Below are 26128 nucleotides of genomic sequence, written 5' to 3' on the forward strand. Positions count from 1 at the left end.
TGTTGATGATGTATCTCTCGCAAGAGGATACAACGTATTGATAGCTTCTCCCCAGATTGCTATAACGGCTCACTAAATTTGGTGAGCCGTGTTTTTCTTTTCATTCATGTATCATTGAGTATTGCGTGTTAGTATTAGGATTCTTCATTACATAAAAAGGATCTCGTCATGCTTAAGTCGGTATTACTCTGTGCTAGTTTGCTTTCAACCCAAGTTTTTGCTGCTTGGCAGTTAGATGCTACGCAAAGTGATTTAAGTATCACTTCTATCAAAAAGAACACCATTGCTGAAAATCACCATTTCAAGAAATTGGAAGGCACACTTTCAGATGATGGCAAGTTAGTATTTTCAATCGATCTCAAAACAATTGAAACCATGATCCCTATTCGCAATCAGCGTATGCAAGAGATGCTGTTTGATATCAGCAATTTCCCAAAAGCGAATATCACCGCTGATCTGAACAGTTACCTTAAATCGCTGAAAAATGGTGTTCAAGTCTTTAAGTCAGTACCTGTTGAGCTGTCATTACATGGCCAACAACAGACATTAGCGCTGGATTTGGTAGTGAATAAGAATAATCAGCAATTACACGTGACACCGCTTCGTAACGTACTGATTAATGCGAGCGATTTTAATATGGTGGCCGGTGTTGAGGCGCTGAGAAAAATAGCGGGCTTAGACACTATCGCAACGGCAGTACCGGTAACCTTTAGTTTGGTGTTCAATGAGCAAGCTCACTGATTTAATGACTGAACTTGTCACGCCACATGCCCCGACAGAAAAATGGACGGGGCAAACTTGTGGCATGATAGATATGCGTATCGATAAACAAGGACGATGGTTTCATCAAGGCGGTGAAATCAAGCGGTTAGGGTTGCTACAACTGTTTGCCAGTGTGCTCAGTTGTGAGCAAAATACACATTGGTTAACCACACCTGTAGAGCGCTGTGAAGTAGAGGTCGAAGATGTCGCTTTTTTAGTAACCAGCTGGTATAGCCATCAGTTAGATGATATGGATGTGTTAATTGCGGTTGATAATTTGGGAAGAAAGTGGCCAATTTGCCAGCATTACCCTCTGGTTCTGCGTTGTTTTGAACAACAGCAACTTCCTTATCTATGTTTAAGCAATGGCTTACAGGCAAGAGTTGCAAGAAATGTTTACTATCAGTGGGCGCAAATTGCTGAGCAGGACAAACACGGGGTTTATCTACGCTCAGCAGGTATACATTATTACTTAAATGAATAGCACTTGAGACTATTCATTATTTTCTGTGTGTTCATCGTCCTGCGCATCGGGTTTGACAAATGGCCCTAAATACCAATCATCGAGTTTCCATGCAAGCTCATTTAAGCCAATACCTTTCAAAGATGAAAACGCATGGACGGTAATATCGGCGTCTAACTCGGCTAATGCTTTACGCACTTGTAGGACTTCAGCTTTACGTTTGCCTTGTTTGAGTTTATCAGCCTTGGTCAGTAGCGCCAAAATAGGTATTTCGCTATCAACCGCCCAGTTAATCAAGTCCATATCCAAGTCTTTGAGAGGGTGACGAATATCCATTAGGACTACGAGTCCTTTCAAGCTTTTACGCTTTTGCAGATACTCTCCCAATGAACGCTGCCATTTCTTTTTCATTTCGATTGGTACTTTAGCAAAGCCATAACCAGGAAGGTCAATCAGGCGTCTTTCCGCGTCCAATTCAAAGGTATTAATTAACTGTGTACGGCCTGGTGTTTTACTGGTGCGCGCCAGTTTTTGGTCTGTTAGGGCGTTTAGAGCGCTTGATTTACCTGCGTTGGAGCGACCCGCGAATGCGACCTCTATGCCTTCATCTGCTGGCAGCTTAGAAATATCTGGCGCACTGGTTATAAAACTAGCGGTATGGTATTTGATCCGAGATTTGAGCACTGGCTCTCCTAACAATAAAAACAAAATGGCTAAAACAAACGTAGTTTATAACACTTAGCGTCGTTGCAAAAGCAGGCATTGTTGGCTCAGGGTGCTTTTAAAACCGCTTTTCAGTAGGATTAGAACTTAATCTAGGTCAAAACCCCATAATTTATAAGCTTAATGTGGGCAGAAAACGTGCCAGAAAAATTTATATCGTGTAGAATGTAAAAATTGCAACGTAAAGATAAAGATTGTCTACTCAAGTTACGCTGAAAAGCATGTCATCGTGTCTTGGGACTAAATATTACAGGGTCGAAACAGAGAATTTACCATGAAAAAAATAGCATTAACTTTAACAATGTTGCTTGGTACGTTGTCAGCAAGCAACGCAACAGCATTTGATGGCGACGCAGAAGCGGGTAAAGCAAAGTCTGCAACTTGTGCAGCATGTCACGGCCCAGATGGCAATGCACCTGTAACTATGTATCCGAAGATTGCTGGTCAGCATGCGGACTACATTTATAAGCAACTACAAGAATTTAAGCTTGGCATGACATCTGGCGGCAGTGAAGGCCGTATGGACCCAGTCATGAGTGGCATGGCGATGCCTCTTTCTGATCAAGATATGAAAGATTTAGCAGCCTATTTTGCCTCTTTAAACATGAGTGCTGGTACCACTCCTGAAGATGTTGTTGAAGCGGGTCAAAAGCTTTATAAAGCAGGTGATGCTGAGCGCGGTATTCCGTCATGTGCAGCGTGTCACGGACCTCGTGGTAACGGCACATCGTTAGCTAAATTCCCTAAAATCTCTTTCCAACATCCAGAGTATATCAAATCTCAGTTAGTTAAATTCCGTGATGGCACGCGTGCAAATGACCTTAATGGCATGATGCAGGATATTGCGAAAAAGCTGACAGACAAAGACATCGAAATTCTATCAAAGTACTTGGGTGGCTTACACTAAAGTCTGATAGGCAGTTTGTACTTTCGCGTATAAACTAAGCAAATCGTGTAAAAAGGCAGCGCTCGCTGCCTTTTTTGATCCCTGTTAACGATTACGATATCCCCCAAAAATCTTGTGAGACATTTGCCATTCTGGTTTGTGAGATATTTCTTATTTTGTTTTTTATTTAAGTTGTAAGTAATTGTAATTTTAAGGTTTACACTTTTTCAATTAAAGGCAATATCGGAAATTTACTATTAACCAGTTGTAACTATTTCATTAAGGCGTAGATTATCTGATGTCGCCAAGGCAATAAAACAATATGGATTAAACGCGATGGAAGCGTAGGTGACAGGTTTAGTACTAAGATTGGTACTCATAATTATGGAAATAACAATAAAGTGTCAGGATTGACCGATAAGAATAAAAGCCCCATGGAAGTTTAATAATAAAAACAATATGGAAAGGCTCAGGGAAGTAACAATAAAAACAAAATGGAAGACAGCATAATAAAAATAATAAAGACTTAAAAGTCGAAGGGAGAAGTGTCCAGTTTTGTGACGCTCAGATTAGTAGGCGGTAGGGAGCAATCTCTACCGTCTTTTTATTTATGCCTACAAATAGACCTGCTACAATACGCCTCTTAATTAATATTCTGTAAGTCAGTCGTGCAATTAAACTCATCATGTGGTCTGTGTGGCAATGTGGAAATCACACATTACCATCAGGATAAACGTCGTCATTATTGGCAATGTGAATGCTGCCAACTGGTCTTTGTGGGCGAGAGTGAACGTGTGTCACCACAGCAAGAGAAAGCGATTTACGACAGCCATCAAAATGAATTAGATGACGAGGGTTATCGGCGCTTTTTATCACGGGTGGCGGACCCCTTACTTGCTCGTATTACAGAGCCTGCTACAGGATTAGATTTTGGTTGTGGGCCGGGGCCTTTACTGGCGCATATGCTGACAGAAGCCGGACATAAGATGTCAGTTTATGACCTATACTATGCAAATGATCCTGCGGTATTAACGGGGCAATATGATTTTATTACCTGTACCGAGGTAATAGAGCATATTGCACAACCTAAAAGAATCTTGAACCAGTTGTTTTCATTATTAAAACCCGGAGCACCTCTGGTGTTAATGACTAAATTGGTAATGGACAAGACACGCTTTGCAACATGGCACTATAAAAATGATCTAACCCATATTTCGTTTTTTAGCCGTAAAACGTTTGCATATGTGGCACAAATTTATGGCAGCGATATCGAATTTATTGGTAACGATGTCATTATCTTAACAAAACCAGAGGTGCCTTATGCACCGAGTGAAGAAATATTATGACCAGAAAGAAGAAAACCCGTAAGGTTGCCAGTAATGGTACTCCTAGACTGAGTAAAGACAAGCTCAAAGAGCTTAGGGCAATCAAAGAGCAACGCGTAAAGAAGACCAAAGGCGCTAAACCTGGTTCGCGTAATGCACAAGAAGCTAAAGTGAACAAAGAGCAAACAGCTGGCAAGAGCGCGAAAGATCAACGCGTAGGCAGTAAAAAACCAGTGCCATTGGTTGCTCAAACGACAGAGCAAACGCAAGAGCCTGTGATGAAGCGTCATTTGCTGCCTCAAGTTGAGTTGAAGAAAGTCAAACCACAATTGTCGCCTGAACAAGAGCTTGAGCAGCTTGAAAATGACGAAAGGTTAATGTCTTTATTAGAACGTCACGAACGTGGTGAGTTGTTAACTGGCAAAGATGCGAAGTACTTCAATCGCTCAGTGGCACGCCATCAGGAACTTTGTGAGTTACTGGGTTTGGATGATGAGTTTGAAGAACAAGATATGATTGACGATGATCCGTTGGCGTCATTTATGAGTAATGACTTGGCTAATGAATGGTTAACTGACGAAGACGAAAACGAGGAAAGATAATGGCTATTGGGCTGGTGATTGCTGTAGTCTGTGGCGCTGCTATCATTGCGGGGCTATCATTTTATGCGGGCAAATTGCTGTGGCAATTAAAAGAGCAGAAAGCTCAGATAGCCAAACATCAAGCTGCGCACACTGAAAAGCTCATGCAAGCTCGCCAACAGCGTAATGCCAAACTTGCCGACAGTATCAATCTACTAGCAAGAGCCATGAAAGAGAAACAGTGTGAATACTCTGAAGGGTGTTTACGTGTTTGGGTACTGATCTCTCAATACAGTTTCGCCGATGAAGTTGAGCTATCAGAAGTCTACCCTGGTGTGCATCAAATGTATGAAGTGGTTAAAGATATGCCCACCCATGATGCGAGAAAAAAGTATTCAAAGAAAGAAGTGTTTAAAATGGATACAACGCGCTGGCGTGCTGAAGAACAGTTAGAGCAGGCAATATTAGACGATTGCGAGAAATTGGTTGCACAATTTCAGGCTCTGCCCGGCAGTGATAAAGTAGTATTTCAGTAACGGCATTGATATATGACACGGGTAAAGCGATCAAATGGTCGCTTTATTTTTTAGTGGCCATGTACTTTGGATTGGTGCTTGAATGTAAATAAAATCAAATACATTCAAGGCGATGAATTTGTTTTGAACAAGGTGATTTGTTGGCGTTATTTTGTTGCAATTTGCAGCTTGGCATCTCACAAAAGCTATGTGACACTAATACAGGGAATTCAAACAATATGATTTAGTTCTGGGGGTTTGGCGCTTTAGGCGTTAAATCAAAACAGGCTTGCATTGATCAAACGGTGACATGAATGTCGAAAATAAAAGCATGGGAGCTTATCAGCTTGTTTTTGGTGGTGTGTTTGCTGGGAGCGTGTTCTTCTAAAGAAGAACAATTGCAGCAGTCGATCACGCAATCAATTCAACAGGCAGATAAAGAGCTCATTGATTTAAAAATGGCGCTGGAACAAGGGCAAATTCGTAATGCCACCTTGCTCAAAGAGTACCAGAAAGTACTTCAGCAGCAGCGTCCCGAACTATCGCAAATAAGTTCGCTAATTGCACAAGATGCGACCGCACAGGGACCACTTTATAGCGGTCTGGCCAACCGTCTCACTGAGATAAAAAATCTACCCAAAACGCCTCCAGACGAAGCAACCTTGGCACGCTTAGATGTACTACGCGAGGCCATGAAGCCCAGTTTGTTTGGAGACGCTTTAACCGATCCGATAAATATGTTGGCCGACATGTCAAATGGCAAGCTGGCGAGAGTCGGCGCAATTAGTCAAAGTGCAGAGGGGGCAGGTGAAGGGAACCAACTGGTTGGTAATCCTAACTATGGTCAGTGGCAGACAAACAATGATGGCATGTCATTTTGGCAATGGTATGGCATGTATCGCCTGTTAGATGATGTCTTTGATGCTGTAGAGTACGGTAGTTGGAGCAAGCGTCGTAAATACAGCTATTACAATGATTATGGTCGTTATCGCTATTCAAGCCCTAAACAGATCAAAGCACAAACCGCTTTGGAAACTCGCACGCGTCAGTCTTATCAACGCCAAGGCAAACAATTTACTAGCCCTTACGCTAAAAAACGCAGTGGTGCGTCTGGTTTGAGTCGCAGTAGCTACACACCAGTGAGCTCGCGCAGTAGTTATGCTACCTCCAGTAGTTATAGCAAAAGTGGTTCGGGGACGGTACGAAACAGTAGTAGCCGAACCTCTCGTGGTGTAAGTCGTGGCAAGTAATGCCAAGTGTAAAGAACAATTGTTGGAGTTATAGAAATGTACGAATTTAATGGAATAGCGATGTGGTCTTTACAAGCCTTGGCCATTGATTTTGCTATTATTATCGCACTGTTTGTGAGTTTAAAATTTATTAAGGGTTGGGTATCAAACTTACATGCAAACGATGAGATAACAGAGCGAGATAATTTTGCTTTCGGTATCAGTTTTGCCGGTGGATTAGCTGCGCTCGCAATTGTGTTGACCGGGGTGAGTAGTGGCGCCTTCGCGCCATCTTTAGCGCAAGAAGCATTGCAGATGGGGGGGTATGGATTATTAGCCATACTACTAATTAAATTGGGTCACTTTTTTCAAGATAAAGTTGCGCTATCTAAGGTGAGTTTGCATAGTGAAATAGTCAAAGGTAACACGACGGCGTCGTTAATCGACTTTGGTCACGTGGTGAGTGTTGCGGTGGTGATTCGCTCTGCGTTATTGTGGGTCGCAACGGAAGGTTGGCATGGTTTACCAATCGTGATTGCCGCGTTCATTATTGCAAACATTGTGTTATTGCTGATCAGCCAATATCGTGTGCAGTTATTCAAACGCACAAACCGCAGTGGCGATTGTCTGCAACAAGCGATTGTTGATGGCAATTTGGCGGTCGGGGTACGTTATGCTGGCTTTTTAATTGGGAGTGCGTTGGCCATCACAGCAGCCTCAGGCGTCGCGCCATATGCCCCTGAGAATCTGATGCTGAGTTTAGCATGCTGGGCGCTGTGTGCTGTTGTCAGTGTAATAGCGTTTATTTTACTGCACTTACTGACCATTAAAATCATTTTGGCAGGCTGTGACATCTCCGATGAAGTCAATCGTCAGAAAAATGTAGGGGTTGCGACAATCTCTGCCGCCATTTCTTTTGCCATTGGTATCAGTATGGCGACGTTACTTGGTGCATAATTTTGGCTGAATCCGCAACCGGCCCAAGCCGCAGAGCGCTGCTTGGGCATGACTTTTTACTGATCTCCGTGATGGCTGTGCTTGCTGGGTGCGGCCTTATCTATGAATATTTACTATCTCATTATGCTGGGCGTGTACTGGGCTCTGTTGAAAGCGCCATTTATGCCATGATAGGCACGATGATCGTTGCAATGGGCATTGGCGCGTTTTTGGCTAGGTGGTTTAAAGATGCATTTACTGCCTTTGCTTGGCTAGAAAGCATCATAGCCCTTGTCGGTATGGGCTGTATTTTGGCGATTGCCAGTGTAATAGCAGTCAGTTATTCCTTGCCTCACTTACTCTCTTCGATTTTTAATTTACCCGCAGATGTTGTGCTTAATGGTTATGTATTCGAAAAACTCCAACAAGTAGCAAGGTTTTTGCCCTATGTTTTTGGTTTACTATTGGGGATGCTTATCGGTATGGAAATACCGCTGATTGCACGTATTCGTCAGCAGGTATATGGGCGTTTTTTAGAAAATAACGCCGGAACCATCTACGGTGCCGATTATATCGGAGCGGGAATTGGCGCAGCCATTTGGGTCAGTATTATGCTCGCTATGCCCATTATGCAGGCTGCGGCTTGGACTGCGTTGTTCAACATAGTTGCGGGTCTGGCGTTCTTGTGGCGCTACCATCAGCATGTACGTTTTGTCACGGTGTTGATTGTTTGCCATGCCTTATTGTTAGTGCTTTTTGGCTTTGTGCTGCTCTTTGGCAGTAGCTGGATGAAAGAGCTAAGCAATGTACTGTACAAAGACAAAGTGATTTATTCCGAGGCGACCAAGTATCAGCATGTGGTCTTGACGGAGCGTTTAAGTCGTAATCAAAGTGAGCCAATTACGGATCTTTACCTGAACGGCCGATTACAGTTTTCCAGTGTTGATGAGCAAATTTATCACACCATGTTAGTGTATCCAGCCATGTTAGCGTCTAACCGCCACGATAATGTGCTGATCATTGGTGGAGGGGATGGGCTGGCACTACGAGATGTTCTTAAATGGCCTGTTCAGCATGTAACCTTAGTTGACTTAGATGGGCAGTTGCTCAATTTATTTGGTTATTCGGGTGAGCAATACAATGCGCCCGAAGATATTAAGCAACGACTCGCTCAGTTGAATCATCAAGCGATGTCAGATCCAAGAGCTAACATTACTGTGGCGGATGCGTTTCTAGAGGTTGAAAGCTTATTGGCTCAGGGGGCGCTTTTTGACACCATAATTGTCGATTTACCAGACCCCAATCACCCTGATTTGAACAAGCTGTATAGCGATTATTTTTATAATCATTTAAGACAGTTGCTGGCCGCTGATGGTGCCATGGTGGTGCAGTCAACTTCGCCCTACCACGCCAAAAAAGCATTTATCAGTATCGCAAAAACCGTAAAGTCAGCAGGGTTTAGTTATGTTGAGCAGTATCAGCAAAATGTACCGTCATTTGGTCAATGGGGTTGGACGATAGCAACTAAAGCTGGCAGTTCTGCGAGTGCTAGGATCAGCAGAGCTGAGCACCTTCCCGTAGCGTCCCGCTGGGCAAGTAAGGAGTATTTATTGGCTGCGTTTGTATTTCCTAGCCAATTCTTTTCATACGAAAATCAGATTGATGTTAACCAGCTAGGATCAGGTATTTTATATGATTACTATCGTCAGGCCTGGCAGGTAGAAAATGAGCTGTATAAAAATTAGTTTTAAAGGTTGACATAATATGTCAGCCATGCAACTCTTAACTAAGACATAATATGTCAAATTAATAAGGCGATAAAATGGAATTAAATGAACTTTCAATCAAACTGGCTTCTTTCGAAACAGAAGGGGTAGGCTTTGAATCATTTATGATAGCGAACCCCGAGCAACAAGATGTTTTGCAAGTGATTGTAGATGGCAACGATGAACTGCCTATTTTTGTGACACAAACGCAAGAGCAGTTGCTGTGTATTAGTTATTTGTTTGCTGATGAAGAAGTTAAAGCTGAGCTAAAAGATGAGCTTAATGAAACCTTACTACGTTTGAACGTGCCTATTCCGCTTAGTGCGTTTGCCAAGGTTGATAACCGTTATGCAATTTTTGGTGCTTTGTCGGTTAACTCTTCATTTGATGATATTACTCACGAGTTAGTGACACTTGCTGACAATGCGATAGAAGCGCTAGACGCCGTTACCCCTTATTTAAACGATTAAATAAGTATTTAGGAGTTAAGATTATGAGTATTTTAAAAAAATTATTCACAGCTGTTCGTGGTGGCGCGCGCGAAGCAGGCGAGGCTATCGTTGATGCCAATGGTATTCGTATTTTTGAACAGGAAATTGCCGACGCCAAAAATGCGCTGCAAAAAGCGAAGCGTAGCTTGACAGAAGTGATGGCAAAAGAAATGCAAACATCAAGAAAGATCAAAGCGTTAGAAGATTCTATTGCAGAGCATGAAGGCTATGCTGGGCAAGCTCTAGAGCAAGGAAATGAAGCGCTGGCACTTGAAATTGCAGAGAAAATAGGTGATTTCGAAACGGAAAAAGCTGAGCATGAAGAAGTGCTTAATGGCTTTAGCCAGCATATCGTGACTTTAAAGCAGCAAGTGAAAGAGGCGGAAAAGTCGATCAAAGAAAACCAGCGTCAACTCAGCATGGTTAAAACCACTGAAAGTGTTCAGCAAGCGACCATGGCGGTGAACAGTACATTAAACACCAACAGTTCATCGATGACGTCAGCGAAAGCGTCATTGGAGCGAATTAGACAGCGCCAGCAAGACCGTCAAGATCAACTTGGTGCAGCAAAAGCTCTTGAAGCAGAGACCAATGGTGAGGATCTGAAAGCAAAACTAGCTCAAGCGGGGATCGGTGGAAGTAACCCAAAAAGTGAAGATATTTTGGCGCGCATTAAAGCGAAACAAGGTAACTAGCTCAGTCAGGGGCGACCTGTTTGTTGTGTTAGCCCCTGCCATTTTTTAGGTGAGATATGTTTAATTTTTTTAAGAAAAAAACAGCGCCGACACGCCAATTAACTGAACCGTCGCAGTTAAAAGTGGGTGATATGTTGACGCTCATTGACTCGTTTGCTTATCCAAAATGGTTGAAGGGGCAAAGTCTGCGGGTAGTAGCCGTGAATACTTACCAATATCAATATGGTGCTGAATATGAAATGGTGTTGGAGAATCAATCAGGTCAAGTGGTATTTTTACAAATTGAGCAAGAAGATGGTGAGCAATGGGCTAACTTTTCCATAAAAATTCAGCGAGAAGATGTGGACGACATTTTCACACTGGATGAATTTGCGAGGATATTTGATGAGGATTCACTGACGCAAATTAGTGTTGTTAACACGCCGGAGCGATTTAGCCAGTTTTTGGGTCAGCGCTATCAGCAAACGCAAGCGCCGTTTGTGTGTTATTTTCATCAGCGAGACTTTCGTCAGCAGACGTTACCTCAGTTCGAGCAAGAAGGTGGTGAACCTTGTGAAATGATTTGTTTGGCGTCAGATGATGACAAGCATAGCCTGAACATAGAAATTTGGGATGGTGGTGAAACGGATGTTTCTTTAACGCTTAGCCGACCTATCTCAGATATTGTGGAACTGTTCCCAGGGAGTGACTAAGTGAGTGATGCAAAAGCGAAGTGGCAACGCCAAGAGCAAGCTGTCAGAGCAACGCAAATGGCGTTCGATCTCAGTAGTGAAGTGCAAAAATCTATCAAAAAGCAAGCGATAGATCAGGAACTGACCCCATCTGACATGATCCGTAAAATACTCAATTTGGAAGTCAAATCTAAAAAGACTAGGCAACGTCTGTCTTTTAACCTCAGTAATGAAGAGATCACGCTGCTCGCTGAGCGTTTTGGTGTGGACGCAGATGATAAGCGCGCGGTTAAACAGCGCGTGGCAGAACTACTAATCGCCCACACACACTGAGTCAGTATTTGACAGCTTGCAATTGCAAATGATTCCTACTTACTAAACATTCATGAAGATATACTTGTTTCAATAGGGTCATTCATAGTATTTATAGTCACTATTAAGCGCCAGTTTCAGTTGCAAGATTTTCATCTATACTCAAAGGCCTTATAATTAACCACCGGAATTTATCGGTCTTGTCTGTATGAACAATCACATAGACCAGACGATTCACGTCACCAAGAGGGCAAAATTGTGCTTCAAGAATATCGTAAACATGTAGAAGAGCGCGCAGAGCAAGGGATCGTACCTAAGCCGTTAGACGCACAACAAACTGCAGATCTTATCGAATTAGTAAAGTCACCAGTAGCAGGTGAAGAAGAGTTTATCTTAGACCTTTTAGTTAACCGTGTACCACCAGGTGTGGATGACGCAGCTTACATTAAAGCTGGATTTTTAGCGGCGGTTGCTAAGGGCGAAGCGACATCACCACTAGTGAGCAAAGAGTACGCAGCAGAATTGCTAGGTACTATGCTAGGTGGTTACAACATCGCTCCTATGATTGATTTACTTGATGACGCAGCGCTTGCGCCTATCGTTGTTAAGGGTCTTTCAAACACATTATTAATGTTTGATGCGTTTTACGACGTAGAAGAAAAAGCGAAAGCAGGTAACGAATTTGCTAAGCAAGTTATTGAATCATGGGCGAAAGCAGAGTGGTTCCTGAACAAGCCTGCGGTTGCAGAGAAAATCTCTGTTACCGTATTTAAAGTAACGGGTGAAACCAATACTGACGACTTGTCACCTGCACCAGATGCATGGTCACGTCCTGATATTCCACTGCACGCATTAGCAATGCTGAAAAACGCGCGTGATGGTATCAACCCTGAGAAAGACGGCGAAATCGGTCCAATTTCACAACTTGAAGAATTAAAAACGAAAGGCTTACCACTGGCATACGTTGGTGATGTTGTTGGTACTGGTTCTTCACGTAAATCAGCAACTAACTCAGTACTTTGGTTCATGGGTGATGACATTCCATTCGTACCAAATAAACGTGTTGGTGGTGTTTGCTTAGGCGGTAAAATCGCCCCTATCTTCTTTAACACAATGGAAGACTCTGGCGCGTTACCAATTGAGTTAAATGTTGATGAGTTCAACATGGGTGACCAAATTGACATTTACCCATATGAAGGTGTGGTTAAGCGTCACGGTACTGATGAAGTGATCTCTACTTTCGCGCTTAAGTCAGACGTAATTCTTGATGAAGTACGCGCTGGTGGTCGTATTCCATTGATCATCGGTCGTGGTTTGACTGATAAAGCACGTAAATCTCTAGGCTTAGGTGCCGAAGACATTTTCCGTAAGCCTGCGCTTGTGACTGACTCAGGAAAAGGTTTCACGCTTGCTCAGAAGATGGTTGGTAAAGCATGTAACATGCCTGGTGTTCGTCCAGGTCAATACTGTGAGCCGAAGATGACAACGGTAGGTTCTCAGGATACCACAGGCCCAATGACGCGTGATGAGCTAAAAGACTTAGCATGTCTTGGTTTCTCTGCGGATCTAACCATGCAATCATTCTGTCACACATCAGCTTACCCTAAGCCAATTGATGTAAATACACACCATACACTTCCTGATTTCATCATGAACCGTGGTGGTGTATCACTTCGTCCAGGTGACGGTGTAATCCACTCTTGGTTAAACCGTATGTTATTGCCAGATACGGTTGGTACTGGTGGTGACTCGCATACTCGTTTCCCTCTAGGTATTTCATTCCCTGCGGGTTCTGGTGCAGTTGCATTCGCAGCGGCAACAGGTGTTATGCCACTGGATATGCCAGAATCAATCTTGGTTCGTTTTAAAGGTGAAATGCAACCGGGTATCACGTTACGTGACCTAGTACACGCTATTCCTTACTACGGCATCAAAGAAGGTCTATTGACTGTTGAGAAGAAAGGTAAGATCAACGAGTTCTCTGGTCGTGTACTTGAAATCGAAGGTGTTGAGCATCTAACGGTTGAGCAGGCATTTGAACTTTCTGATGCTTCTGCTGAGCGTTCAGCTGCAGGCTGTACAGTGAAGCTTTCTAAAGAGTCTATCGCAGAATATCTTGAGTCAAACATTGTAATGCTTAAGTGGATGATCTCAGAAGGTTACGGCGATGTACGTACCATCGAGCGTCGTATCACAGCGATGCAAGAGTGGTTAGCAAACCCTGAATTGATGGAAGCTGACGCTGATGCAGAATACAAGCATGTTCTAGAAATTGACCTTGCTGACATCAAAGAGCCGATTCTTTGTGCGCCAAATGACCCAGATGATGCTCGTCTACTTTCTGACGTGACTGGCGAGAAGATCGATGAAGTATTCATCGGCTCTTGTATGACAAACATTGGTCACTTCCGTGCAGCGGGTAAACTATTAGATGGCTTCACAGGTCGTATCCCAACTCAACTTTGGGTAGCTCCGCCAACTAAGATGGATAAAGACCAACTTACAGACGAAGGATACTACGGCATCTTCGGTCGTGTTGGTGCACGTATTGAAACTCCAGGATGTTCATTGTGTATGGGTAACCAAGCACGTGTTGCTGACAAAGCAACGGTTGTGTCTACCTCTACACGTAACTTCCCGAACCGTTTAGGTACGGGTGCTAATGTATTCTTAGCCTCTGCTGAGCTTGCAGCAGTAGCTGCTATCTTAGGTAAGTTACCTACGCCAGCTGAGTACCAAGAATATGCGGCGAAGATCAATGCAACGGCAGCTGACACATACCGTTACTTGAACTTCCATAAAATGCCTCAGTACACTAAAAAGGCTGATGGTGTAATTATTCAGCAAGCTGTTTAATTACAGCCATTGCTAAAAAAGCCGGTGTTGTCACCGGCTTTTTTGTGTCTGAAGTGAGGTTAAATTTTGCACTGTTTATTTTGGATTAAATAACCTTTATTTTATCTTATTTAGGTTTGGTAATTTAATAAATTCAGCAAATGATAGGTAAATTAAACAGAATTTATTTTATTTTCGATTAGAATTGTCGCTAATTTTACACTAATAGGCTACAGCGAAATGACAGCAGTAAACAACCAGAATCTGCTTCAACTGCGTTTTATCCAACAGGCGCATATCGAAGCAGTTAAGCCCTCATTTAATCAACTTCCAGACAATCCCTATGCAGACGGTGCATTTCGTAAGCGTCGTTATTCGGTGCTTAAATTTGCAAATGGCGTAGTGAGCTTGCAAGCAACGAAGGCTTTTGTTCAGGATGATTCAATAAATACCTTCCAAGGCAATGTTGAGCGAGTCTATGAAAATTTAGCAGCGGATTTAATCAACAGTGATGGCTTCAAGCATCTGCTGAGTGAGTTCAAACAGATGACAGGAATTGATGATGAGCGCAATATTGAAGTTCATCAATTTCGCATGCTGGCCATCGAGTCAGATACGCCACCGGCACCTGAAGGCATTCACCAAGATGGTTTTGACCACGTGTGCGTATGCGGCGTTTCTCATGAAAATATTGCCGGTGGTGAGCTACTGGTTTATGAAAATAAAGAGTCAGAGCCATGCTTTAAAATGGAGATCAAAGACGGCTTATTCGCTTTGATCAATGACCGTCAGGTTTGGCATAACGCCACGCCAATGAACAAGTTGGATGCCGATAAAGTAGGTTATCTAGATTGTTTTGTATTTACAGCTTAAGAGCGACCTATGGAACTTACACAATTAAGACGCCAGTTTCCGGCACTCATGCAACAGGTTAATGGCCAATCGCCCATTTTCTTAGATGGTCCTGGTGGCTCACAAGTGCCTCAATCAGTGCTCAGCGCAATGTCTGCATACTTAGGTTATTTTAATTCCAATTTGGGCGGCGCATTTTTCTCAAGTGAGAAAACCGTTTCTTTGATGGACAATGCTCGTCAAGCGGTTGCTGACTTACTCAATGCACCCAGCAAAGAACAAATCGTATTTGGCGCCAACATGACCAGCCTGACTTTTAGTTTTAGTCGTGCTATTTCTCGTCAATGGCAGGCCGGTGATGAAGTGATAGTGACTAACGCTGATCACTACTCTAACGTGTCTTCTTGGCGCTTAGCGGCCGAAGATAAAGGTGCGACAGTGAATGCCGTACGCATCAATGAAGACGACTGCACGCTCGATCTTGACCACTACAAAAGTCTACTCAACGAAAATACCAAGCTCGTTGCTGTAACGTATGCCTCTAACACTACGGGTTCAATAAACGACATTAAGCAGATAGTTGAACTGGCGCACCAAGTTGGTGCATTGGTCTATGTTGACGCGGTACATTATGCTCCTCATGAGTTAGTGGATGTACAGGCATTAGGTTGTGACTTTCTTGCCTGCTCTGCTTACAAATTCTTTGGCCCACATGTAGGTATTGTCTATGGTAAGCGCGAACATTTAGAAGGGTTCACACCTTACAAAGTGGAGCCTGCTAAGGATGTGATCCCTGGTCGTTGGGAAACAGGTACCCAAAGCTTTGAAGGCCTCGCTGGGGTGGTTGCAGCCATTGACTATATTGCTTCACTCAGTGGGATGACAGAGGATACTCCACGTCGTGAACGTTTGGCTGAGGCGTTTGCTAAAACCAAACAGCATGAAATGGCGCTCAGTGATTACTTTTTAACGCGATTGGCCCAGCTCCCACAGATTTCGTTATTTGGTATCGCCGATAAAGCACGTTTGGCAGAACGTACACCGACCTTTGCCCTGACGTTTAAAGACATTGAACCGCGTGCGGTGTCTGAGTTTTTGGCTAAGCAACACATGTGTGTCTGGGATGGTAATTTCTATGCTCAGGGCTTGTGTGAACAACTCGGTGTGATGGATAAAGGCGGCGTGGTACGCATTGGTTGTATGCATTACAATACCATTGATGAGCTAAATCGTTTATTTAATGCCTTTGAGCTGCTATTAACTGCTTAATTTATATACCTTTCATATCAAGCAAAGGTCGAAGTGAATTCGGTCTTTGCATTTATTCTACTGCGTAGCAAAAGTATTGCTTAGTAGACAATTTATATTGTTACTGCGCTTTGCTGTGCAACTTCAATAACTACATATTATCTTCAATAAAGCTGCTGAGACTGTTAATTCTAACACTCATTCCTTCAATAATTTGGTCTTTGACTTTTTCTCTTATCACCGAGGGTAGGCGAGTCATGGCATCGGGTGTGATGGCGAGTAAAATACTGTCTTTAACGGCTTTGGCACTGGTGGAATGCTCACGATGACAAATAAAAGCGCCTTCACCGATAAACTCACCGGGCCTGATCCGGCCTAGCTCATGAAGCTGACTACTTTTGAAAATCACCAGCTCTCCACTGAGTACAATGAATAGGCGGTTATCTAGTTCAAAGCGCTTGAACGCGTGACGATTGGCATTCACCAAATATAGCCGACCAAAAGACTCCAGTAATATTTGTCGTTCGGCAATGCTAAAGTCTTTGAAAAAATTGAGCCGATTTATGATCTCCAACTGTTTTATAAGAGGCACATTTTCAAGTAATTTCATTGGTTTCGGTCGTCTATGGTTTGTTATTAAATAGTGGCGGCTTTTGTTGGCAGGGTCAATGATATTTTGTGGACTCGCAGAGACTGTGAGTGACCAATGATATACGACACCTTTGGCCTAAGGTGTGAGTTTACGTGCGTTACGCAAAAGTGCAGGTGAGACTGGCACCAAGCGCCAGTCTGTGGTGAGTTACTCTTGAATATTTCTTTCTTTGAGCTTTCTTGTCAGGGTATTGCGACCCCAACCAATTTTTAACGCGGCGTCTTGCTTGTGTCCATGACACGCACTGAGTGCAGTCTTTATCAAGCGTACTTCTAGCTGCGCTTGTACCGCAGGCCAGATGTTTTCCTTACCCTGTTTGAGTTCTTGATTTAACCAAAGTTGAAAGGCATCTAACCAATCACCCGTTGCTTCATCTGTGATAGCCTTATGATTGAGCTCATCGGGCAAGTCATGTGCTCCAATCAGGTCGCCAGGTGCCATTACGGTGAGCCAGCGGCAAGTGTTTTCGAGTTGGCGCACGTTTCCGGGCCAATGATACAGCCTCATGACATCAATCGCGTCTTCATTGAGAACCTTACATTCCACTTGTAGTTCTTTGGCACTGCGGCCTAAAAAGTGCTGAGCGAGCTTTGCAATGTCCTCAGGACGCTCTCTCAATGCTGGTAACTTTAATCGCACTACATTGAGACGATGAAATAAGTCTTCTCGAAATTGACCTTTTTTAACCAGTTGCTCTAAGTCTTGGTGAGTCGCGGCGATGATGCGCACATCGACTTTTACACTTTGATGTCCGCCTACACGGTAAAACTCTCCGTCAGCCAAGACCCTAAGTAGCCGCGTTTGTACATCCAATGGCATATCACCAATCTCATCCAAAAATAGTGTGCCGCCATCGGCTTGCTCAAAGCGGCCTCGACGCATACTGTCAGCGCCAGTAAATGCCCCTTTTTCATGACCAAAAAGTTCTGACTCAACTAGGTCTTTGGGAATAGCAGCCATGTTAAGGGCGATAAATGCATTCTCTTTACGCGGGCTATGGTTATGCAGTGCGCCGGCAACGAGCTCTTTACCAGTACCGGACTCGCCATTAATGAGCACACTCATGCTAGAGGCTGAAAGCTTCCCTATGGCTCTAAAAACTTCCTGCATGGCAGGCGCTTCACCAATGATATCGGGATGTTTTTGTTCTTGGGTTTGGCGTTTGGTTTTACGAGCTTGTTGGCTGGCCTGATAGGCTCTTTCAACCAAGGAAGTGGCTTCATTTAAATCAAACGGCTTCGCTAAGTATTCGAATGCTCCCTTTTGAAACGCATTGACCGCGGAGTCTAAATCCGAATGCGCCGTCATGATTATTACAGGCAGATTGGGATATTGTGTGACTATTTCCTCGAGCAAAGCCATGCCATCCAACCCCGGCATTCTTACATCAGAAATTAGTACAGCGGGTTGGCTGTACTGCAAGGCTGTTAACACATCTTGACCGTTGGCGAAACTTTCGGTGTTAAATCCTGCTCGTGATAATGCCTTGTCTAAGACAAAGCGTATTGAAGCATCATCATCAACTAGCCAAACTGTTTTCATTACTTGCTCCCCGTGCCGTCGTCGTCAAACGGCAAGTAAATATTAAATTCTGTGTGTCCGGGCCAGCTGTCACAGTCGATCATGCCACCATGTTGCTCGACAATTGTTTGTGCAATGGATAACCCCAGTCCAGAGCCACCTTCCTTGTTGGTGATCATGGGATAGAATAAGGTATCTTTTAGCTCTTCGGCGATACCCGGTCCATCATCCGTAATTTTTACCAACAAAGCCTTTTTCATCAAGCGTTCACCCCGCCTCATGCGGTGTTTGATCCGCGTAGTCAAGGTGATGGTGCCTGAACTTTCTAGCGCCTGTTGAGCGTTTCTCACGATGTTGAGCACAACTTGTTGTATTTTCGCTTGGTCGATCACGATATCAGGTATGCTTGGATCATAGTCTTTTAATAATGTTATTTGACTGGCGTTGTCCAACATACTCAACTTAATAACGGACTCGAGTGTTTGGTGGATATTGCACGGCGCTTTTTTGGGCAACTGATTGGGCCCAAGCAGCCTATCCACCAACTCGGTTAATCGGTCCGCTTGCTCTATGATCAACTGTGCACATTGATCGCGTTCTTGCTGACAGGTCTCGTACTGCAATAATTGCGCCGCTCCTCTTATCCCACCTAAAGGATTTTTTATTTCATGCGCCAATCCGCGTATCAGTGTTCGTGCAGCCTGATATTGATGCATTTGATTGGAGGCTTGATCAAAGCGTACTTCATCATCGATACGACGACATTCCAGTAGAATAAAAGTTTGCTGCTGGTGGTTGATGCGTCTGGCGTGCAGGTTTAATGTGGCAGCGCGGTTATCCACGAACACCACGTCTACCCTGTGTTGCGGCAATCAACCCCATCGTTGAGTGCGTATTGAGAGAGACGTTCAAAGTCAATATGATGGTGGCTAAAGATGTCGTTAATAGGTTGGCCTATTAACCGTTTAAGACCCAATCCGAATAACTCACTGCTGCTGTTATTGGCATAATGGATCACAAACTCTTTATCTAACACTAACACACATGTGGATAGATTATGCCATAGGGCACTCAGCATAGGGTGGGTACTTTGTACCATGTTGGGTCACCTGTAGAGTCTTTTGCACCAATTTGGTGCACTATAACATGCACTGACTAATTGGGCTATGGGTTGATACGGCTGGTTCTGTGCAAATAAAATGTACTCTGTGGACTGGTAGCAATTCTCGTACCGTGCTCGTCGAACAAGTACATAATTAGTTGGTGCTCTCCACGGTCTAAATTTCTTAATGCAAAGGTTGTGTTGGTTTGCTTGTCACTCACCAATTGACCGTTGAGTGATAGTTGAACCGTTAAGCCTTTGCTAAATACGGGCTTTACTTGCCCGCTTACATACACTGTGCCGGTGTTTTCTCTGATGGTTTGCTGATGTCCAGGAGACGAAATTCGTAACTGGTACTGCACCGCCTTTTTCGCTTTCTTAGGCTCCAGGATTGAGGTATCGGTAACGGGCATATTCAAGGGCTTATTTAAACTTACCTTTTCTGAACCAGCACGTGGTACGTCAGAAAACACCCAATTACCGTTTTCGTCTTTCCAGCGGTAAACTTGCGGTTGTGAGGCTGTTGCGCAGAACGTCAGTATCATACTGAATACCAACAAAATTCGTATCATTAATCAGGCCTCACACTCTCGACTCGCTTGGTAATACTCTAGTATGAAACATAAAGATTTACCATAAAAAAGCCCGCTAAAGCGGGCTTGAGAACACATATGATTTAATTGCGCGATTAAACGCTGTAGTACATTTCAAACTCAACAGGGTGAGTTGTCATGTTCAGTTTTTCCACTTCTTTAGACTTAAGTGCAATGTAAGCATCAATTAAGTCGTCAGTGAACACGCCACCTTGAGTTAAGAACTCACGGTCAGCGTCAAGGCATGCCAATGCTTCGTCTAGTGAAGCCGCAACAGTTGGGATCTCAGCAGCTTCTTCAGCTGGAAGATCATATAAGTCTTTGTCCATTGCATCGCCAGGGTGGATCTTGTTCTTAATTCCGTCAAGACCAGCCATAAGCATTGCTGAGAATGCAAGGTACGGGTTAGCTGTTGGGTCAGGGAAGCGTACTTCGATACGGCGAGCTTTTTCTGACGGTACAACTGGGATACGGATTGAAGCAGAACGGTTACGAGCTGAGTAAGCAAGCATTACCGGTGCTTCGAAGCCAGGTACTAAACGCTTGTAAGAGTTGGTAGACGCGTTAGCAAATGCGTTAATTGCTTTAGCGTGCTTGATAATACCACCGATGTAGTAAAGTGCTTCTTCAGAAAGGCCGCCGTACTTGTCGCCTGCGAAGATGTTTTTGCCATCTTTAGCAAGAGACTGGTGACAGTGCATACCAGAACCGTTATCACCCACGATTGGCTTAGGCATGAAAGTCGCTGTTTTGCCGTATAAGTGTGCCATGTTGTGGATAACGTACTTCATTTCCTGAATTTCGTCAGCTTTGATTACCATGGTGTTGAAGCGTGTTGCGATCTCATTTTGACCCGCTGTCGCTACTTCATGGTGGTGAGCTTCTACAACGTGACCTAGTTCTTCAAGTACTAGACATGTTGCTGAGCGCCAATCTTGTGATGAATCAACAGGGGCAACAGGGAAATAACCACCTTTTACGCCTGGACGGTGACCAGTGTTACCGCCTTCGTAATCTTTATCAGAGTTCCAAGATGCTTCTTGTGCATCAATTTTGTACATTGAACCTGACATATCTGTTTTGTATTTAACATCGTCAAATAAGAAAAATTCTGGCTCTGGGCCGAACAATACGGTATCAGCGATACCCGTTGAACGCATGTACTCTTCTGCACGTTTAGCAACAGAACGTGGGTCACGCTCATAGCCTTGGTGTGTGTTTGGCTCTACCACGTCACAGCGAACGATTAGTGTCGTTTCTTCTGCGAATGGGTCTAGCTTTGCTGATGCTGGATCAGGCATTAGTACCATGTCAGATTCGTTGATGCCCTTCCAACCTGCAATTGAAGAACCATCAAACATTTTACCATCTTCGAAGAAGTCTTCATCGGCTTGGTGATGTGGGATAGAAACGTGCTGCTCTTTACCTTTTGTATCAGTAAAGCGTAAATCTACGAATTTAACGTCATTTTCTTTGATAAAATCTAAAACCGATTGTGACATGTGTCCTCCGACTCGTTGGGTTTTTTAAGCTTGCTGCATTCTAATGCGATTGCGCTTTTTGTAAGCTTAATCTGTGCCATATTTTCAAGCTGTTGATATTTGGTGGTTTTGTTTTTTGGTGTAACGCGATGCACCTTAACTGTGCACCAAAATGATCCACAAATGCACAGCCTTGGTGCGATGTTAGTATAGTGCAACTAGCGTATATTCCCAGTTCACATGCGTCCATTTGCTGAGGCGTGAGTGTTGTCATCTATTGTACATTTTTATGCTTTATGGTTGCTATTTGGTCGTACGTTAAACGCCTCCTAAAGACGCTTCAACTACGGTAAATTCAGTCTGTGCTAAACTGAATATCGACCATAAAGTACGCAATTTATGTTCAGTCATTAAAAAATAATGCTGCATAAACTTTCATCTACCGCGTTATTAGGGGATAATACGCCACTTTAAATCCTGGCGGTCTACTTTTATGGACTGTTTTGTGCAATTTGGTGCACAGGATTAACCCACTCTTTCGAGTAATTATCTGAGTTATAGACATGAGTATTGAAAAATTACGTAATATCGCGATTATCGCCCACGTAGACCACGGTAAAACCACCCTAGTTGATAAGCTGCTAGAGCAATCTGGTACACTAGCAACACGCGGCGGTAACGAAGAACGTGTAATGGATTCAAACGATATCGAGAAAGAGCGCGGTATCACTATCCTAGCAAAAAACACGGCGATTGAGTGGAATGACTACCACATTAATATCGTAGACACTCCGGGACACGCCGACTTCGGTGGTGAAGTAGAACGTGTTCTGTCAATGGTTGACTCAGTATTACTACTGGTTGATGCACAAGAAGGTCCAATGCCGCAAACGCGCTTCGTGACGCAAAAAGCGTTCGCGTTGGGACTGAAGCCTATCGTTGTTATTAACAAAATCGACAAACCAGGCGCACGTCCTGATTGGGTAATGGATCAGGTTTTTGACCTGTTCGATAACCTAGGTGCAACTGATGACCAGTTAGATTTCCAAGTTATTTATGCATCAGCAATCAATGGCTGGGCAACACTAGATTTAGACACACCGTCTGACAACATGCAGCCAATGTTTGAAGCTATCGTAGAGCAGGTTGCTGCTCCAGATGCGGATCCAGATGGCGGCTTCCAGATGCAGATTTCACAGCTAGACTACAACTCATACATTGGTGTGATCGGTGTGGGTCGTATCAAGCGTGGTACTGTTAGAGTGAATCAGCAAGTAACTGTGGTTGGTGCTGATGGCAGCAAGCGTAATGGTAAAGTAGGTCAAGTACTGACTTATTTAGGTCTAGACCGTCATGAAGCACAACAAGCACAAGCGGGTGACATCATTGCTATCACTGGTTTAGGTGAGTTGAAGATTTCTGATACGGTGTGTGATGTGAACGCTGTTGAAGCGTTACCACCGCTTTCTGTTGATGAGCCAACAGTAACCATGACTTTCTCAGTGAATACTTCGCCGTTTGCGGGTCAAGAAGGTAAGTTCGTTACTTCTCGTAACATTCTAGAGCGTCTACAAAATGAGCTAGTACACAACGTGGCATTACGCGTTGAAGAGACAGACAACCCAGATAGCTTCCGTGTGTCTGGTCGTGGTGAATTACACTTAGGTATTTTGATTGAAAACATGCGTCGTGAAGGCTACGAGCTAGCTGTATCACGTCCAGAAGTAATTCTACGTGAAGTAGATGGTCAGTTAGAAGAACCATTTGAGACCGTAACGGTTGACGTACAAGAAGAGCACCAAGGTTCTATCATGGAGCAACTTGGTTTACGTAAAGCTGAAATGACAGACATGGCACCAGATGGTAAAGGTCGTGTACGTTTAGACTTCATGATGCCGAGCCGTGGTTTAATCGGTTTCCAAACTGACTTCATGACATTGACTTCAGGTTCAGGCCTAATGTACCACACGTTTGATCATTACGGCCCACACAAAGGCGGTACAATAGGTAAGCGTAAGAACGGTGTATTGATTGCCAATGCCACTGGTAAGGCGTTAACTAACGCACTATTTAACTTACAAGAGCGTGGTAAGTTATTCATCGGTCACGGTGTTGAAGTGTACGAAGGTATGATCATCGGTATTCATAGCCGTGATAACGATCTAACTGTTAACGCATTGAAAGGCAAGCAGTTAACTAACGTACGTGCATCAGGTACTGATGAAGCACAGACGCTTGTACCACCTATCAGAATGTCACTTGAGCAAGCGCTTGAGTTCATTGATGATGATGAGCTAGTAGAAGTAACACCTGAGAATATTCGTATTCGTAAGAAGTTACTCACTGAAAGTGAGCGTAAACGCGCTAGCCGTCAAGCAAAAGATTAATTGCTATTGTGAATAAAAAAACGCCGCTAAATAGCGGCGTTTTTTTATGTGTAGATCCACTAAAATAACCCGTAGCTTTCAGTTTCTTCTGGTTCATATCCCTGTAGGTGTTCCGGGCGAAAAATTGAACTGGGGTCAATGAGTACACTGTGGGTGTTGCCACGCTTAATGAGCCCTTGCATCATCTTCTTGGTTTGCGGATCGATTTCAAAGCCTATGTTGGTAATTTCACTCAATGACTTTATTTCGTCCTCTTCGCAGTGAATGTTGTCCTCTACTTGATCAACCAACAACCCGATGTGTGGTTTGTGGCCATCCTGTGTGGTGAATACAATGATGGGTTTATGATCCAAGCTTATTTGCTCTCGTGCAGATTCAAACAAACGCATTAGCTTGATGTACGTGGTTGCGCGTTCTTTCTCCAGCATGGTGATGGCTTGTTGCTTTTTATCTTGCTCACATAAGGTCAACAGTTTGTCGGCTAGAGCATGTAGCCGGTTATGGGGCTCTTCAAATCGACTTAATATGGCCTTTAAGTCTTCATTTTCCGTTTTGAAATTAGCCAACCATTGTCCAAAGGAACATTGTTTTGGATCTCTTGCTTTATCAAAGTCTTGTCCTTTAATAACGCTGCGCTCAAGTGCTTGTAACCACTGTCTGTGCTCTTCTTCTTTGTTTTTCAGTAGTTCAACCAGCGCGTTATTAATATCGTATGAAGATTTTTTATTGAGGATAATACCCAGATCAAAAATAGGAGTTGGTGTGCCCATATAGTCTTTAACACCCAAAAAACTCGGATTTTCATTGGGAAGAGAGGTTAAATCTCCTTCATAGCGTTCCGTCAGTAGAATATCCAGAATCTTCAGTGAAATTGTTTTTTGTCCGACTCGGAAATTGATTAAATCCATATTTTCCTCAACTTGCGCATTGGTTTTGTTTAAGGATAGAACATTATGGTGAATATGAGCGATACACAGGTAATTTCTTTTGCTGCTGTGTTAACCCAAAAAGCGCTTTCAAATCACTATCATGTTCCAACACATAGGACAGATTATTGAGTAAACATTGTTGAGAATAACTTGCTTGGCACTGCCTTACTGCGCGACTAAAAACTACGGCGTTGAGGTAGCCTTCAAACAAAATATGATCGATTGTAAGCTCAGGATGCCGTTTCACACTTTGGCGAAACTGTTCACATAATTTGGCTTGGCAAGTATTTGGATCCGGTACCACTTCGGTGACCATAATGGCTTGACCAGGCTCTACCCTTGCAAATAGCTCCTTACTGGAGACAAATGAGACACTTGTAAACTCAAGCTTAAGTTTGGCGTCATTTGCCAGCTTAATGAAGGTGGCAAGAGGTTCATATGTGCCAATCATAATAACCGCGGTGGCGTTTGTTTCTTTGATTTGCTCATGGGCTCTTTCCACATCCGTGCTGTTACGCTTGAAGCGGGAGATAATGGTAGGCTTAAGACCTTGTTTAGCGAGTGCTTGTGTGAGACTTTTTTCAACCGTGATACCAAATTCATCGGCTTGGATGAGCAATGCTATATATTGATGGTCTTTTTCAGAGGTCAGAAACTTGATGTGTTCGTTTGCCTCATCGCGGTAGCTGGCTCGCAAATTAAAAACATGGTAATTAGATACTTGGTGTAAAAAGTCCGCACCTGTAAATGGCATAAGCAAAGGGGTTTTACTGTGTTCTAAAATGGGGCGAATCGCGGCGGTAGTCGGAGTTCCCATAAAACCAAACAACACATCAACGTTATGTGTATAGATAAACTGCCGTGTGTTGTGCACGGTTCTCTTCGGCTCGTATCCATCATCCATCACGATGAGTTCGATGTTTTTTCCTGCGATACCCCCTTTGCTGTTAATGGCGTCGAAATGTAGTAAAGCGCCATCGTGTAGCTGTTTGCCAATACCTTGAGCAGGACCCGTTAGCGCAATAGACATTCCTAACTTTATGGTACTTTGTTCAGACACGCTAGCCCCGCTAACACACAATAGTAGCAGGGCAAAAAAAATCTTAATGTAGCGTTTTGAGCTGTCCATATAGTTCATGCACCAAGGTGTTGAGAGCTTGAGAAAACTGCTTT

The 26128-nt window shown here is 43.6% G+C and carries 24 protein-coding genes and 1 pseudogene; 17 read left to right on the forward strand and 8 right to left on the reverse strand.

The window, feature by feature from the left end; translation table 11 throughout:
* Positions 1-168: 168 nt before the first annotated feature.
* Positions 169-741: a YceI family protein gene (locus C2M32_RS00900; protein WP_105166672.1), complete on the forward strand. Its 573-nt coding sequence runs from the start codon at positions 169-171 to the stop codon at positions 739-741.
* Positions 725-1246 (forward strand): DUF1285 domain-containing protein, encoded by a 522-nt coding sequence (locus C2M32_RS00905; protein ID WP_105166673.1) that lies wholly within the window; start codon positions 725-727, stop codon positions 1244-1246. Before C2M32_RS00900 ends, C2M32_RS00905 begins: the two co-directional genes overlap by 17 nt.
* Before the next feature lie 9 nt (positions 1247-1255).
* Here the strand turns inward: C2M32_RS00905 and yihA are convergent, their stop codons facing one another.
* Positions 1256-1909 carry a ribosome biogenesis GTP-binding protein YihA/YsxC gene (gene yihA / locus C2M32_RS00910; protein WP_105166674.1) on the reverse strand — a complete coding sequence of 218 codons (654 nt, stop codon included), beginning with the start codon at positions 1907-1909 and terminating at the stop codon, positions 1256-1258.
* Positions 1910-2222: 313 nt separating this feature from the next.
* Between yihA and C2M32_RS00915 the strand changes: the two genes are divergently transcribed.
* The 14 genes from C2M32_RS00915 to C2M32_RS00980 all read left to right on the forward strand — a co-directional run bounded on the left by C2M32_RS00915 (position 2223) and on the right by C2M32_RS00980 (position 16311).
* Positions 2223-2855 carry a c-type cytochrome gene (locus C2M32_RS00915; protein WP_105166675.1) on the forward strand — a complete coding sequence of 211 codons (633 nt, stop codon included), beginning with the start codon at positions 2223-2225 and terminating at the stop codon, positions 2853-2855.
* Between the two features lie 647 nt (positions 2856-3502).
* Positions 3503-4180, forward strand: coding sequence for a class I SAM-dependent methyltransferase (locus C2M32_RS00920; RefSeq protein WP_105166676.1), 678 nt, complete (start codon positions 3503-3505; stop codon positions 4178-4180).
* Positions 4177-4761: a Der GTPase-activating protein YihI gene (gene yihI, locus C2M32_RS00925; protein WP_105166677.1), complete on the forward strand. Its 585-nt coding sequence runs from the start codon at positions 4177-4179 to the stop codon at positions 4759-4761. The genes C2M32_RS00920 and yihI overlap by 4 nt, the downstream gene beginning before the upstream one ends.
* Positions 4761-5276, forward strand: coding sequence for a DUF2489 domain-containing protein (locus C2M32_RS00930; protein WP_105166678.1), 516 nt, complete (start codon positions 4761-4763; stop codon positions 5274-5276). The genes yihI and C2M32_RS00930 overlap by 1 nt, the downstream gene beginning before the upstream one ends.
* 293 nt (positions 5277-5569) lie before the next feature.
* Positions 5570-6505: a hypothetical protein gene (locus C2M32_RS00935; protein WP_105166679.1), complete on the forward strand. Its 936-nt coding sequence runs from the start codon at positions 5570-5572 to the stop codon at positions 6503-6505.
* A gap of 36 nt (positions 6506-6541) precedes the next feature.
* On the forward strand, positions 6542-7441 hold the full coding sequence (locus tag C2M32_RS00940) for a DUF350 domain-containing protein (protein WP_105166680.1): 900 nt from the start codon (positions 6542-6544) through the stop codon (positions 7439-7441).
* Between the two features lie 2 nt (positions 7442-7443).
* Positions 7444-9165, forward strand: coding sequence for a polyamine aminopropyltransferase (locus tag C2M32_RS00945; protein WP_267894509.1), 1722 nt, complete (start codon positions 7444-7446; stop codon positions 9163-9165).
* A gap of 77 nt (positions 9166-9242) precedes the next feature.
* The gene (locus C2M32_RS00950; RefSeq protein WP_105166682.1) at positions 9243-9656 is read left to right on the forward strand and encodes a DUF2170 family protein; all 414 of its coding nucleotides are present in this window, start codon (positions 9243-9245) and stop codon (positions 9654-9656) included.
* A gap of 23 nt (positions 9657-9679) precedes the next feature.
* Positions 9680-10372 (forward strand): PspA/IM30 family protein, encoded by a 693-nt coding sequence (locus C2M32_RS00955; protein WP_105166683.1) that lies wholly within the window; start codon positions 9680-9682, stop codon positions 10370-10372.
* 56 nt (positions 10373-10428) lie between these two features.
* Positions 10429-11064: a hypothetical protein gene (locus C2M32_RS00960; RefSeq protein ID WP_105166684.1), complete on the forward strand. Its 636-nt coding sequence runs from the start codon at positions 10429-10431 to the stop codon at positions 11062-11064.
* Complete coding sequence (locus C2M32_RS00965) at positions 11065-11376, forward strand: hypothetical protein (RefSeq protein ID WP_105166685.1); 312 nt, start codon at positions 11065-11067, stop codon at positions 11374-11376.
* A 237-nt stretch (positions 11377-11613) separates the two neighbouring features.
* Complete coding sequence (acnB, locus tag C2M32_RS00970; protein WP_105166686.1) at positions 11614-14211, forward strand: bifunctional aconitate hydratase 2/2-methylisocitrate dehydratase; 2598 nt, start codon at positions 11614-11616, stop codon at positions 14209-14211.
* Positions 14212-14430: 219 nt separating this feature from the next.
* On the forward strand, positions 14431-15063 hold the full coding sequence (locus C2M32_RS00975) for a 2OG-Fe dioxygenase family protein (RefSeq protein WP_105166687.1): 633 nt from the start codon (positions 14431-14433) through the stop codon (positions 15061-15063).
* A 9-nt stretch (positions 15064-15072) separates the two neighbouring features.
* Entirely contained in the window at positions 15073-16311 is a 1239-nt protein-coding gene (locus C2M32_RS00980; protein ID WP_105166688.1) for a cysteine desulfurase-like protein, read from the forward strand.
* Positions 16312-16441: 130 nt separating this feature from the next.
* Here C2M32_RS00980 and C2M32_RS00985 read toward each other — a convergent pair whose 3' ends face one another.
* The 5 genes and pseudogenes from C2M32_RS00985 to glnA all read right to left on the reverse strand — a co-directional run bounded on the left by C2M32_RS00985 (position 16442) and on the right by glnA (position 21660).
* Entirely contained in the window at positions 16442-16900 is a 459-nt protein-coding gene (locus C2M32_RS00985) for a cyclic nucleotide-binding domain-containing protein (protein ID WP_105166689.1), read from the reverse strand.
* A gap of 189 nt (positions 16901-17089) precedes the next feature.
* Positions 17090-18484 carry a nitrogen regulation protein NR(I) gene (gene ntrC / locus C2M32_RS00990; RefSeq protein WP_105166690.1) on the reverse strand — a complete coding sequence of 465 codons (1395 nt, stop codon included), beginning with the start codon at positions 18482-18484 and terminating at the stop codon, positions 17090-17092.
* Positions 18484-19562, reverse strand: a pseudogene (gene glnL / locus C2M32_RS00995) (nitrogen regulation protein NR(II)). Before glnL ends, ntrC begins: the two are co-directional and overlap by 1 nt.
* A gap of 65 nt (positions 19563-19627) precedes the next feature.
* Entirely contained in the window at positions 19628-20137 is a 510-nt protein-coding gene (locus C2M32_RS01000) for a DUF4124 domain-containing protein (protein ID WP_234401190.1), read from the reverse strand.
* Positions 20138-20253: 116 nt separating this feature from the next.
* Entirely contained in the window at positions 20254-21660 is a 1407-nt protein-coding gene (gene glnA / locus C2M32_RS01005; RefSeq protein ID WP_105166692.1) for a glutamate--ammonia ligase, read from the reverse strand.
* Positions 21661-22202: 542 nt separating this feature from the next.
* Between glnA and typA the strand changes: the two genes are divergently transcribed.
* On the forward strand, positions 22203-24026 hold the full coding sequence (gene typA / locus C2M32_RS01015; RefSeq protein ID WP_105166694.1) for a translational GTPase TypA: 1824 nt from the start codon (positions 22203-22205) through the stop codon (positions 24024-24026).
* 59 nt (positions 24027-24085) lie between these two features.
* Here typA and C2M32_RS01020 read toward each other — a convergent pair whose 3' ends face one another.
* On the reverse strand, positions 24086-24934 hold the full coding sequence (locus tag C2M32_RS01020) for a CZB domain-containing protein (protein ID WP_105166695.1): 849 nt from the start codon (positions 24932-24934) through the stop codon (positions 24086-24088).
* Between the two features lie 43 nt (positions 24935-24977).
* Positions 24978-26015 (reverse strand): ABC transporter substrate-binding protein, encoded by a 1038-nt coding sequence (locus C2M32_RS01025; RefSeq protein WP_234401191.1) that lies wholly within the window; start codon positions 26013-26015, stop codon positions 24978-24980.
* Between the last annotated feature and the right edge of the window lie 113 nt (positions 26016-26128).

The sequence above is a fragment of the Pseudoalteromonas sp. T1lg23B genome, assembly GCF_002964665.1.
In the GTDB taxonomy this organism is placed as follows: domain Bacteria; phylum Pseudomonadota; class Gammaproteobacteria; order Enterobacterales; family Alteromonadaceae; genus Pseudoalteromonas.